The 13,223-nt window shown below is 60.0% G+C and carries 10 protein-coding genes; all 10 read left to right on the top strand.

Features of this window, described 5'->3' with window-relative positions:
- The first annotated feature begins 64 nt into the window (after positions 1-64).
- Positions 65-865, top strand: coding sequence for a hypothetical protein (locus VM054_08150; GenBank protein HUT99032.1), 801 nt, complete (start codon positions 65-67; stop codon positions 863-865).
- Positions 862-1,830 carry a quinolinate synthase NadA gene (gene nadA / locus VM054_08145; protein ID HUT99031.1) on the top strand — a complete coding sequence of 323 codons (969 nt, stop codon included), beginning with the start codon at positions 862-864 and terminating at the stop codon, positions 1,828-1,830. Before VM054_08150 ends, nadA begins: the two co-directional genes overlap by 4 nt.
- 142 nt (positions 1,831-1,972) lie before the next feature.
- Entirely contained in the window at positions 1,973-2,386 is a 414-nt protein-coding gene (locus tag VM054_08140; GenBank protein HUT99030.1) for a hypothetical protein, read from the top strand.
- Between the two features lie 419 nt (positions 2,387-2,805).
- Positions 2,806-3,990 carry a DUF2341 domain-containing protein gene (locus tag VM054_08135; protein ID HUT99029.1) on the top strand — a complete coding sequence of 395 codons (1,185 nt, stop codon included), beginning with the start codon at positions 2,806-2,808 and terminating at the stop codon, positions 3,988-3,990.
- Between the two features lie 139 nt (positions 3,991-4,129).
- Positions 4,130-5,929 (top strand): TrkH family potassium uptake protein, encoded by a 1,800-nt coding sequence (locus tag VM054_08130; GenBank protein HUT99028.1) that lies wholly within the window; start codon positions 4,130-4,132, stop codon positions 5,927-5,929.
- A 19-nt stretch (positions 5,930-5,948) separates the two neighbouring features.
- The gene (locus tag VM054_08125) at positions 5,949-6,896 is read left to right on the top strand and encodes an AccI family restriction endonuclease (GenBank protein ID HUT99027.1); all 948 of its coding nucleotides are present in this window, start codon (positions 5,949-5,951) and stop codon (positions 6,894-6,896) included.
- 2 nt (positions 6,897-6,898) lie between these two features.
- The gene (locus VM054_08120) at positions 6,899-8,431 is read left to right on the top strand and encodes an N-6 DNA methylase (protein ID HUT99026.1); all 1,533 of its coding nucleotides are present in this window, start codon (positions 6,899-6,901) and stop codon (positions 8,429-8,431) included.
- A 13-nt stretch (positions 8,432-8,444) separates the two neighbouring features.
- Positions 8,445-9,119 carry a TrkA family potassium uptake protein gene (locus VM054_08115; GenBank protein ID HUT99025.1) on the top strand — a complete coding sequence of 225 codons (675 nt, stop codon included), beginning with the start codon at positions 8,445-8,447 and terminating at the stop codon, positions 9,117-9,119.
- Positions 9,120-10,082 (top strand): hypothetical protein, encoded by a 963-nt coding sequence (locus tag VM054_08110; GenBank protein ID HUT99024.1) that lies wholly within the window; start codon positions 9,120-9,122, stop codon positions 10,080-10,082.
- 252 nt (positions 10,083-10,334) lie between these two features.
- Positions 10,335-13,223, top strand: a 2,889-nt coding sequence (locus VM054_08105) for an Eco57I restriction-modification methylase domain-containing protein (GenBank protein ID HUT99023.1), incomplete at its 3' end; no start/stop codon positions are given.

The following is a 13,223-nucleotide window of genomic DNA, read 5'->3' as shown; positions in this document are numbered from 1 at the left end:
CCGGACCGGCTATAATACTCACGTGCCGCGGCGCGCCCCCGCCCAACCCACGGATGGTCGAAAGATGCGACGAATCGCCCTTTTTCTTGGAATTCTCGCCGCCGGGACGCCGGCCTTCGAGCTGACACCCTGGGAGGCGGGCCAATGGGTGACCTACGCCGACGTGGACGGCGAGGCGGCCGTGACCGTCTCCCTGGTGGAGCCGGCCGGGCACGCCGAGGCGCCGTGGCTCCAGGTGGATCTCCTGATGCCCGGGATGGGGTGGATGGTGCTCCAGATGGCCCTGAAGGAGGGAGGGGCGGAGTTCCTCCAGGAGGACATCGCGCGGCACATCCGGGAGCCGGGGGCCCAGGAGGCGCCCTTCGAAAACCTCGAATCCCTGCTGGCCTACTACGGCAACTTCGGCGGAGAGATACTCCTCGGAATGGACTCGTCCGAGATGGTGGACCGCATTGTTCTCTCGCTGACCCCGGAGATGCTCGGCGAGTTCCTGTCGGCCCTCGGGGAGCTGGGCGAGATGTTCGGGGCCGGTGAATCCCTCGAGTACGAGACACAGGACGGCGTGGAGGTCGAGGTTCCGGCGGGCGTATTCTCCTGCAGAAAAATCTCCTCCGATTCCGGCGACGCCTGGTACGCCGACGAGGTGCCGCTCTTCGGCGTCGCCCGGTTCTCCATCCCCGACTCGAGCGGCGCTACCGACGTGGTCGTCGAGCTGACCGACTACGGCTCCTCCGGGGCGACGGACTCCCTGGAAGGCTGGCCCGATCCCCTGCCCATCGAGGACTACCTCGGCCTTCTCGTGTCCGGGCAGTCGTACGAGCCCTACACCGACCAGGACGCCCTGGCCAACAAAAAGCCGAGGTGACGGCGAATCTCATGGGCAAGCCGCTGGAAACCGACTTCATGCTGGACGGTATAGCCCGCCTGCGCCGGGAGCGCGACGCGGTCGTCCTGGCCCACAACTACCAGCTCCCCGAGGTTCAGGCGGCGGCTGACCTCACCGGCGATTCCCTCGGCCTGGCGCGCCACGCCGCAGGGACCGACGCGAAGGTCATCGTCCTCTGCGGCGTCCTGTTCATGGCCGAAACGGCGGCCATCCTCTGCCCCGAAAAGCGTGTGCTCCTGCCCGAGCTCCGCGCCGGTTGCCCCATGGCCGACATGATTACCGCCGACGACGTGCGGGAGGCGAGGGAAAAGGCCCCGGAGCTCTACGTCGTCACCTACGTGAATTCCACCGCCGAGGTGAAGGCGGTCTCGGACGTTTGTTGCACCAGCGCCAACGCGGTGGAAATATTACGTAATGCGCCGGCGGGCCGACCGGTCCTCTTCTGCCCCGACCGGCACCTGGGCGAGTGGGCCGCGCTCCAGGTCGGCCGCACCGACATCGGCCTTTACCCCGCCGAGACGGACATCCGCCTCTGGCCCGGCTTCTGCCCCACCCACCACCGCCTGACCCTGGAGGACCTCCGGCGGGCAAAGGAAACCCATCCGCGGGCGAAGGTCATGGTCCACCCCGAGTGCCGCCTCGAAGTCTGCCGGGCGGCCGACCGAGTCGCCTCCACGGGGGGGATGCTTCGCTACCCGGCCGATGTGGACGACCGCGAGTTCATCGTCGGCACCGAGGTGGGCCTCCTGGACCCGCTCCGTCGGGCTTACCCCGACCGGCGTTTCCACCCCGCCGCGGCGGAGAAGATGGTCTGCTGGAACATGAAGGTGACCACGCTGGAGAGCGTTTACACGGCGCTCAGCGAGGACCGTTACCCCGTGGCCGTTCCCGAGGAGGTGGCCGCGCCCGCGCGCCGGGCCATCGAGCGGATGCTGGAGGCGTAACTTATTAAAACTACTGGCTTTTTAACACAGGCATCGGTTGCCTGTTTTTTTTGTAAATGCCTAATTTAGTCTGTAGACAGATACGAATGTTGGCTGTATTATGACTATCGGAGTTCCTTCAACGACTACTTGAGGAGGAAAGATGAAGAGGTTGCTAGCCGCTGTGGGCCTGGCCGGCGTAATTTGCCTGACCCTTATTCTGGCCGCCTGCACGGACGGTATATCAAGCCAGGAAGAGAACCCCCTGTCGGACAGGAGTAATAAAGTAAGTGGTACCGTCTTCAGAGGAGATGGTTCTCCACAGGGGTCTGCTTCTGTGTTTATATACTACTTCTACACCTCGATACTATATCCTGCATGCGATTCGGCTGTCTTAACAGCACTAAATGGAACTTACTCGATAACTTACGTCAATGCTGCTAGACGTCACCAAGGGATAGCCAAAGCGTGGATCGATATCGAGGGTACGATGTATTCGGGCTGGTCCGATTTGTTCTACTACCCCATTGATGGGGGAGATGTAACAGGCATTGACATCACGCTCACCGAAGAGTAAGGGATACCCTACGAGTTGACGTGAATCGCGCGTCGTCCACGTAGGGGCCGACCTTCAGATCGGCCCGCGGGCGGGTCTAAAGACCCGCCCCTACGTCCACACGGCGAATTTCACCCGTAGGGGCGACCGGTAGGACGAATCCTCTGCGGGCCGCCGTAGCGGGGCGTAGAAGACCCGCCGCTCCATCACCGCAATCTGCTGCGGCAAACTGAACCCCGCCCTCCCCCTCCGACCAACCCACGATTAACGGATTCCCGCCACGCCCGCGTTCGCGCCGCGCATCCCGCGGGCACGGTCCTTGCTTTTTCCCACTAGACGAGTGGATTAGGGTGACATCTGCGCGACGATTACCCGACTCCGATGAAACACCGGCATCCCCGACCCTCCCCTTGGGAGCCCCTAATCTGCGAGGTACAGTCATGTTTACGCGGGCAATCGGCTACTTTCTGCTCTTCATCTGCGTTTCGGCCGGCGCGACGACATTGAACTCCGGCTCCGGAGCGGCCTTCGAGAGCGTCAACCCCCGGTCCGAGGGGGACGAGTGGTGGGACGACGCCTGGATCCACCGGGCGCTGGTCTACATAGATAACCACTACAACAACGAGGTCCTCACCTACTTCCCCATCTCTGTATCCGTGTCGTACCGAGGCAGCATGCAACCGGACTTCGACGACCTCCGCTTCACCGATTTGGACGGCGACCAGCTCCCGTACTGGATCGAGGAGTCCGAGCGGTCGTCCTACGCCAAGGTCTGGGTCCGGGTGCCGGAGATACCCGCCGCCGCGAACGTCTACATGTACTACGGCAACCCGGCCGCGGCCTCGGAGAGCGACATCGAGGGGTACGCCGAGCTCTGCGAGCCCTTCAACGACGACCCGACACGCTCCGGCGGCTGGAGCGTCTACCGCCACGCCGGGGAGGTCTCCCTCGAGGGATGCTGGGACCCGGCGGACGGGGTCCTCTACCTCACCCGGCAGGAGTGCAACCTGGGGGCGGCCCTTTTCGCCGACCTCGACATGAACCGGTTCAACGGGTGGGTCCTGACCTTCGATTACCTCGTGGGAGATGGAACGGGTGCCGAAGGCTTCTGCGCCATGTTTTACAAGGATGAGGCGCCCTACGCCGGCGGCACCCCCTCGTGCGGCGGCGGCCTCGGCTTCACCACCGCGGACGGGGACGCAATCCAGGGTTACGGCATCGAGTTCGACGCCCATCCCGGTGAGGGCGACCCCAACAGGCGGCACGCGGCCCTCATCGAGGACAGCACCGACAACCACCTCAAGACCGTCGAGGACGACCGGGTGTGCGACGGGATGTGGCACCACGTGGAGCTCGTTAACCTCCGGGGAAAGCTCACCCTGAATCTGGACTCCGACACCCTCATCTACGAGCGCATCTTCAACACCCCGGGCGGCGACAGGAGCTACGGGGGGCTGGGATTCTGCGCCGCCACCGGCGACCTCACCAACGACCACGTGATAGACAACGTCTTGCTGCGCAAGTTGACGCAGCCGATGCCGACCAGCATGGTCGGAGACGAGGAAGGTCCGGACTCGATGATCGTCGAGATCACCTTCGGCCAGCTCAAGGCGCTCTACCGGTAGCCCCGGGCTACCGGAGGCGCAAGGGCGGGTCACCCCCGCCCTTTTTAGTTTTCCCCGCTCGGCCCAGGCGCCTATCCTTGCCGGAGGGGGCGCGGCTGGGGTACAATCCGAGGGTCACAGTCGCCACCCCGACATCCCCATGACCCGACAGAACGAATCGGTCCGGGAGCTGATTCAGCAGAAATTCACCTTCACGCCCGCCCTGCGGGCCAGGGTGGACCGGCTGCTGCGCCGCATCTTCCTCATCTGCGCCGTCGTCGCCATCGCCGGCTTCATCGTCGAGTACGGCTTCTTCCCCTCCGACTTCCTCCGCCAGATCGTCCACATCGCCCAGGCGCTCATCATCCTCATCTTCTGCCTCATGCCCCTGACCCAGCTCCTGTTCACGCACCAGAGGCTGACCTGGATCAAGGAGCACCTGGCCGAGCTCGTCGTGGTGGCGGTTTACGTCATTTACCTCCTCGTCAGCTCGCCGGAGTCCGGGGGAGGGATATCCGGCGTCTGGAGCGGCGACGACACCGGGGCCTCCGAGGCCATGCTGGGGGGCCAGCTCTTCATCGCCGCCAACCTCATCATCCGCTTCGTCCGGGGCAACCGCACCCTGGCCGCCCTCGCCCAACGGCCGGTCCGATTCATCCTCTTGACGTTCCTGGCGGTCATCGGCGTGGGCACCCTGCTTTTATCACTCCCCCGCGCCACCGTCTCCGGCTACATCCACCCCATAGACGCCCTCTTCACCGCCACCAGCGCCACCTGCGTCACCGGCCTGATCGTGGTGGACACCGGGAGCTACTTCACCCGCTTCGGCCAGTCCGTGATAATGGGGCTCATACAGATCGGCGGCCTGGGCCTGATGAGCTTCACCGCCTTCTTCTCCACCATCCTGGGAGTCCGACTGGCGCGCAAGGAGGTCGCCCTCTTCTCCCGCGCCTACGAGGCCGACGCCCTGTCCACCGTCCGACGACTCCTCGTGTACATGTTGCTGGCCACCCTGTTGATCGAGCTCCTCGGATTCGGCCTGCTGTACCAGACCTGGGGGCCCAAGTACGCCGACCAGAGCGAGCTGCTGTTCTCCTCGGCCTTCCACTCCGTCTCCGCCTTCTGCAACGCCGGCTTCAGTTTGAACGCCGACAACATGGAGGCCCACGCCGGCTCCGTCGGCACCTCGCTCATCATCTCCTCGCTCATCATCCTGGGCGGCCTGGGTTTCATCGTGCTGATGAACCTCACCAGCTTCCGCCGCCGCCACAAGAAAGGCCAGCCGCACAGCCGCCTGACCCTCCAGACCAAGCTCGTCCTCGTCGTCACCGCCATACTGCTCGTCATCGGCTGGATCGCCATCACCCCTCTGGAGTGGAGTAACTCCATGCAGGGCATGGACGTGGGCGAGAAGGTGATGGCCGGCTACTTCCAGTCCGTCACCACGCGCACCGCCGGCTTCAACACCATCCCCACCGACGCCCTGAGCGCCGGGACCCTGTTCATCATGATAGTGCTGATGTTCATCGGCGCCAGCCCGGGCTCCACCGGCGGCGGTATAAAGACCAGCACCTTCGCCGTCATCGTACTGAACTTCTGGGCCAACCTGCGCGGCAAGAAGCGCGTCGAGGTGTTCAAGCGCGAGATTCCCGCCGGGGTGATCAAACAGGCGCTGACCGTCCTGGTGGGCGGTCTCGCCTTCGTCGTCATGGGCTTTTTCATCCTGCTGCTCCTGGAGGACCAGCCGCCGCTGGACATACTCTTCGAGACGGTCTCCGCCTGGGGCACCGTGGGGCTCTCCGCGGGCATCACCGGCGAATTGTCCTACGCCGGGCGGATCATCATCATCCTGTTGATGTTCGCCGGCCGCGTAGGACCGCTGTCCTTGGGCCTGGCCATCGGCAAGAAGCACGGCGAAGCCCGCTACTCCTACCCCGAGGGTAGGATCAGCATCGGGTAAGGAAAAACAGGAGTCATTAGTGAACTTGTATGAAAAAGAGCTGAGTCTTTCTTTAGAAAATATCGAATTTGAATTCAGGTATCAGAAATTGATACCTTTGGATGATTTTATCTTAAATCCACGCCGTTTACGCGGTAGCGATTTCTTGATGCGGTGGTCACAGGGAGTATGGAGTGAGAAACGCCTTATACAAGCTGTAAACGATACTGATAGGTATTTCGCTATTCCGTATGGACCCAGCGGAACAGCACCGGGGGATGATCCTAAAGAACACGAGCTGTACTTTGAAAGGCTTGAGGATGCGGGCCTCGGGGCGATCAAACGCCCGGATGTGCTGTTATTCCGAAAAGCGAATGCAGCGGTAGTTAAGGGCATTATAAAGGAGGTTGGTGGAATTGAGGAGTTACCCTTTACACCCGAAGATAAAGACCCAATGAGAAAGTTACTATCATACGCTTTACTTGCAGTTGAATGTGAGAACAGTTTATGGAAGGTCTCTCTAATGCCTGGTTACGGTGAAAAGCTAAGACCTATGAAAAGGCTTGGTGGAAAATTCGGTTTACCTAAAAACACGGTTTTACCGACTGTAATTCTCAAAGAAGAAGATAAAGGCCCTTTAAATGATTGGCAGGATAAAAATTGTCTTCAAATACATATTTGGCACGCGTTTTACGATAGAGCCTACGGAATAACTTTTAATTACGTAAATGATTTAATTAATCAGGGTTTAATTGAAGGTACTACCCAAATATTCCAGGCACCGGGTGGAGCAACAACACGTAAGAAAATCTACAAAGTGTATTATCATTATGCTTATCCACTTGCAGAATCATTAGAAGAGCCTAGTTTGATCCCAGCGCATATAGTTGATAAAAACGGTCACATTCTTCCATATGTGAAGTTTGAGGGCGGTGTCTTAAAGATAAGTTCAGAAGCATTAAGCATCTTAGATAGGTTATCCAACTAAAAATGCTAAAATACCAACAAACACTACCTAGAACAGGACCCGAGAGAGAAGCTCTCAGGGAGAAGGGGCAATTTTGGACACCTGAATGGGTAGCAGAGGCAATGGTAAGTTATGTCCTTTACGAAAGACCCGATCATATATTTGATCCAGCCGTTGGTTCAGGGGTATTTTTTCGTGCTGCTATGACAGTTGCTAAGGAAATGGCCCTAGATCGCTTACATCTAATCGGGACAGAAATAGATCCAAATGCTATTCGTAAGGCGCTAGAGAAGGATTTAACCGAGCATGACGTGTCTAATGTAATGATAAGGGATTTCGTTATAAATCCACCACATGCTACTTATAGAGCTATCGTCGCTAATCCGCCTTATATTCGTCACCATCGTTTAACAAATGAAATAAAGGTTGAATGTAAAAGAATGTGTAATAATTCAATTGGAAAGGCAATTGATGGACGAGCTGGACTTCATATCTTCTTTTTAATCCGCGCACTTCAGCTGCTTGAAAAAGGCGGTAGACTAGCTTTTATAATGCCTGCGGATACGTGTGAGGGTGTTTTCGCGTTAGATTTGTGGAATTGGATAACACAAAAATATAGGTTGGATGCTGTGATAACCTTCTCTCCGGCTGCAACTCCTTTCCCGGGTGTGGACACCAATGCAATTATCTTTTTGATAAAGAATACTGAGCGGAAGGATTTCTTCTATTGGGTTAAATGTACCGAACCAAACACCTCAAAATTTAAAGAATGGGTACGTTCTGATTTTCAAAGTAACCATGCTGCTGAACTGATAGTTCATAAAAGAAAGCTAAATGAAGGCCTAAGTACAGGACTATCAAGGCCACCTCTTGATAATGAACGCTGTGAACACATACTTTTAGATTTTGCTTCGGTTATGCGTGGAATTGCAACCGGAGCTAATGACTTTTTCTTTCTTACAAAAAAACAAGTAGAAAAATTACAGATACCGGATGATCTTCTAGTACCAGCTGTAAGTCGTACACGAGATGTGCCCGGAAATGAAATAACCAATGAATTACTTGATATACTTGATGCTAAAGGAAGGCCAACATTGCTTTTCTCACCTGATAACCGATTATTAGATGCATTTCCTCTTCAAGTCCGCGATTATCTAATAAGAGGATATGAAATTGGATTACCTAATAAACCCTTGATATCAATGAGAAACCCCTGGTATCAAATGGAAAAACGTATACCACCACCCATTCTATTTGCATATCTTGGTAGACGCAATGCACGTTTTATCCGTAATTATTCCGGGGTAGTGCCACTGACAGGTTTTTTATGCGTTTACCCTCATTATATAGAAAAAGAATATATAAATAATTTATTCAAAATGTTATCTGACGCAGAAGTTGTTAATAATCTGTCCCTTGTCGGAAAATCGTATGGAGGAGGGGCACTCAAAGTAGAACCTCGTTCACTAGAGAAATTACCAATACCGAATTATATCGCGGAGCGATATAATTTAGCTAAACCATGTAAAGTACAAACAGAGTTGTTTAAGTTATAAACTGGAGCAACACATGCGTTCCTACTCTGTGATCGGATTGGGTGAGTTCGGGATGGCGGTGGCGCGGATGCTCGCCGACGTGCAGCGCGACGGCGTCAGCGCCTACGACGAGGACATCACCCGCGTGGAGTTGATCAAGGAGTTCGTGGCGGTGGCGGCCGCGCTGGACGCCACGGACAAGGCCGCACTCGTGGCCCAGGGCGTGGACCGCGACGACGTGGCCATCATCGCCATCGGCAACGACTTCGAGTCGAACACCCTGGCATCGCTGAACTGCAAGGAGATCGGCGTCAAGCTGGTCATCTCGCGGGCGCTCAGCGAGGAGCACGGCCGCGTGCTGCGCAAAATCGGCATTGACCGGGTCATCTACCCGGAGCGCGACATCGCCGCCAACCTGGTGCAGGCGGTGCTGGTGCCGAACATCACGCGGTTCGCGCGCGTGGCTCCGGGGGTCGGCCTGGCGCACGTCCGCCTGCCAAGGGGCTATAAGGACGTGCCGCTGGGCGAGCTCTCCACGTCGAAGGTGCGGATCGTGGCGGTGCTGAAGAACCCGCCGCCCGACGCCAAGCCCGGCACCCCGCCCATCGTGGACGCCTCGCCCCAGGCGGTGACCCAGGTGAGCCAGGACGACATCATCATCGTCTTCGGCCCGAACGAGGAGATCAACCAGCTCGCGCTGTCCCTGTAGATGGAAGCGCCGCGGACGGCCGCCGATTTTTCGACGATGCTGACCGGGGGCGTCCCCCTGCTCGTGGGGGGCGCCCTTCGCGCGTGGCCCCTGGCCGGGATCGAACGGGCGGGCGAGCCGGTCTCCCTCTCCCGGTTGAACGGGGAAATCATCGTCGCGGCCGAGGACCTGCGGGTGACGGCGGGTGTCGGCGCACCTATAGGCGATATTGAACAGGAAGCCGAGCGGCGCGGGCTCGAGCTCTTCGGCGACCCGCTCACCGACCCGCGGGCCACGCTCTACGACCTGGCGCTCTCGGGCTTTCTGGACCGGATGCAGCCCGCGGGCGGTCGCAGACTGGGCCAACTCAACGGCGTGCGCACGCCGATGCCGGAGTCCGACGCGCCGGTCCTCGTCGGGTGCATCACCGCCAAGGGGGTGACGGGGTACAACCTGGCGCGCTCCGGGGTCGTCGGGCGGCCGAGCCTGCCGGTCTTCGCGTACGAGCTGACGCTCAAGCCCCGCCGCGGGCCGCGGATTTCCTTCGTGAAAAAATTTTCCGCGTACACGGAGGCGCTGGCGTTCGCGCTCCCCAAGGACGGCCCCCTGTGGAGAACGCCGGGCCTGGGCGGGGTGGAATTACTCGCGTCCGGGGATTCGGCGGAGCTGGCCGCGTGGGTCGCCGGTATGCGGGCCGACGAGGGGGGGAAAATCCTCGCCGGACTGGGGTTCACCGAGTCGGGGCCGGGGGAGTGGGTGAAACGGAAGGCGGAGCTCCGGGAGAGCCTGCCTATCGGGGCGCGCGTCGTGGTCGGCTTCGAGCCGCCGGAGGGGGGGAACGCGGTCGTCGCTGATCCGCTGGCCGGGCCGTGGCTGGCATTTTACGAGGATCCGCCCGCCGGTGTATCCGCTCCGCCGCCGAACGTCGTGCTCGAGGAGCTTTGGCCGGACGCGCGGCTGGTCCCCGCGGCGGCGCTCGCGTAGGGGGGCGAGAACCCCGACCCGTGCCAGGCGGTCTGCGATGATGTAGGGGCGGTCCTTCTGGTCCGCCCGTTTTTATTAATGCAGCCCTCACCCTCTCCAGTAAGACGAGCCTTCTCCCACACAGAGGGGGTCACGCCCAAACTTTGGAAGCACGATGACCCTCCGTGTCATCCTCCTGTGTTAGTATTCGATGAGTCGGGCTTGCTTCAATCCGGGCTCGTGGGTCTGCACCGACCCGCTGGGGAGGAATGGATGGTCACCCCGAAACAGGTTGCCGAATACCTGACCAACCTGACCGAGCTTGGCGCAATCCAGAATCTCTTCGCGAAGCTCAACTACGAAGTCTTCGACGAGCCGGTGGACCACAGCGGTTGGGGTGACGGCTTAGCCAGGGAGAACGTCGCCGAGGCGCGCATCATCAACCGCCGCGGTCAGTTCAACATCGCCCACGTAACCATCCCCGCCAGGACCATCCACGGGCGGGATTTCCTCCCCCGCTCGCCCCAGCGCGCCATCTTCAAGCAACTCGAACGCGACTTCCCCTTCCTCTTCGTCGTCTTCTCCGATGAGGAGCGCCGCTTCTGGGACTTCACCAGCGTCAAGCTGGTCGCCGAAAAGGAGAGAACCCGGGGGCGCCGTGTATTCCGGCGCATATACGTCGAGGCCGGCAGGCCCAAGCGCACCGTCGTCGAGCGCCTGGCCCTCTTGTACGCCGAAAGCGACGACCTCTTTAAAATCCAGGAGCAGTGCTTCGACAGGGCCTTCGACGTCAACGCGGTCACCAAGGAATTTTACGAGGAATACCACGGGCTCTACCTCCGTCTGAGCGGGCAGTTGCCGAAGGCCAACCGAGCCATGTTCGGCGACGCATCCACTCAGCACCGGCCCAACGAGTTCGCCCAGCGCCTCATGGGCCGCGTCATGTTCCTCTACTTCCTCCAGCGCAAGGGCTGGCTGGGCGACGACACCGACTTCCTCCGCAAAGAATTCTGGAAGGCCGACGAGAAGGGCAAGAACTTTTACCGCGACGTGCTGGAAACCGTCTGGTTCAGGTGCCTGAACACACCCGATAAACGTGAGGGCCTGCCCGACCCCTACAAGTCCATCCCCTACCTCAACGGCGGCCTCTTCACCCCGGACTACGCCTTCGACACCGACGAGCTGCTGCCCCTCCCCAACGACTTCTTCTCCACCGACCACCTCCGCCAGGGCGAGGGCGACGGCCTCCTGGACATCTTCGACCGCTACAACTTCACCATCGAGGAGTCCACCCCGCTCGACCAGGAGGTCGCCGTGGACCCCGAGATGCTCGGCAAGGTTTTGGAGAACCTCCTGGAGGAAGAGGAGCGGAAGAAGGAAGGCGTCTACTACACCCCGCGGCCCATCGTGGACTTCATGTGCCGCGAGAGCCTCCTGGGATACCTGGCCGACCAGACCGGCATCGGGCGCGAATCTCTGGAGGAGCTCCTGGACATCGAGAAGCTGCAAGAGGCCGAGTGGAAGGAGGAGCACGGCGAGGACCTGGGATACAGCCTGAACCAGGCGGCGGCGAAGAGGGTCCTGGACGCGTTGGAGAATGTGAAGGTCCTCGACCCCGCCGTGGGTTCCGGGGCCTTCCCCCTGGGCATGATGCACAACCTGATGCAGGTCTACCGGGCCGCCGGGGTCATACGCGGCGAGCGCATCCGACCCGACTCGAACGTCGCCGCCGAGCGAAAGATGAAAATCATCGCCGACAACCTCTACGGCGTGGACATCAAATCCGAGGCCATCGAAATCGCCCGCCTGCGCCTCTGGCTCTCCCTGGTCGTCGAACAGCGCAGCCCCGACGAGGTCGAGCCTCTCCCCAACCTCGACTTCAAGTTCATGGTCGGGGACTCGCTCATCGAGGAGATAGAGGGCATCCCCATTTACCCCGTCGCCGGCGGCGGTGACGGGGAGTTGGGCATCCAGACCCCCAAGGTGGCGAAGGCCCAGGAGAAACTGATCGAGCTGGAGGAAAGCTACTTCAACGCACACACCGCCGCGGAGCGGAAGGAGCTGGAGGAGGAGATACAGAAGGCCGTGCTGGCCGTCGTCGAGGGCGCGGTTGACGAGGGGCTGATGGAAATTAAACGTAAATGGAAGGTCCACGACCAGGCCGTCGCCAAGCGCAGCACGAAGAAGCTGGAACAGGAACGGCAGGCCTTAATCGAGGCCGAGGCCCGTCTGCGGGGCATCGTGCTCCAGGCTCGGGACGCCGAAAAACCGCTCCCCTTCTTCCCCTTCCGGCTCTTCTTCGGCGAGGTCTGGCGCGAGGGACGCGAGGGATTCGACATCGTCATCGCCAACCCGCCCTACGTGCGCCAGGAGAAGTTCGAGGGCGGGTACAAGGAAAAGCTCGCCAGGCACTACGAAGACGTTTACACGAGCGTCTGCGACATCTACGTCCCCTTCTACAAGCGCGGGTTCGAGCTTTTGAAGCCCGGCGGCTACCTGACCTTCATCTCCTCGGGCACCTACGCCCGCACCGGCTTCGGCGAAAAGCTGCGCCGTTGGCTGCGAAACAACGTCACCATCCGGCGCTGGGTTGACTTCGGCGACCTCCAGCCCTTCGAGGACCAGACCACCTACCCCGTGGTGCCGGTTTTCAAGAACCGGAAGGCGGACGGCGGGCGCCGCCTGGCCTACTACCAGCTCCCCGACCTGGACTACGGCGATTTTTCGGAGAAGGTCGAGCGGGGGAGCTTCGAGGTGGTCCAGTCCGACCTGGCCGACGACGGCTACCGCTTCCTGCGGCCCGAGGTCAAGGCGGTTTTCGACAAAATCGTGGCCGCCGGGCGGCCGCTCAGGGAGGTCGTCGGGGAAATCTACCGCGGGGTGCTCACCGGCTTCAACGAGGCCTTCATCGTGGACGGTCCCACCAAGGACCGCCTGATAGCCGAGGACCCGAAGAGCGCCGAGCTTCTGAAGCCGTTCCTCATGGGCCGGGACCTGAAGCCCTGGCGCTACGAGTTCAAGGACCGCTGGCTGATATTCACCCGCCACGGCGTGGATATCAAACGCTACCCGGCGATAAAACGGCACCTGGAGCAGTACAAGAACCAGTTAAAGCCACGCCCAAAGGGTGTGCCCAAGGAGGGTTGGAAGGGCCGTAAGCCG

Source organism: bacterium, assembly GCA_035528375.1.
Lineage (GTDB): Bacteria > RBG-13-66-14 > RBG-13-66-14 > RBG-13-66-14 > RBG-13-66-14 > RBG-13-66-14.
The sequence above is the reverse complement of the archived record's forward strand: the minus strand, read 5'-3'. Positions and strand labels throughout refer to the sequence as shown.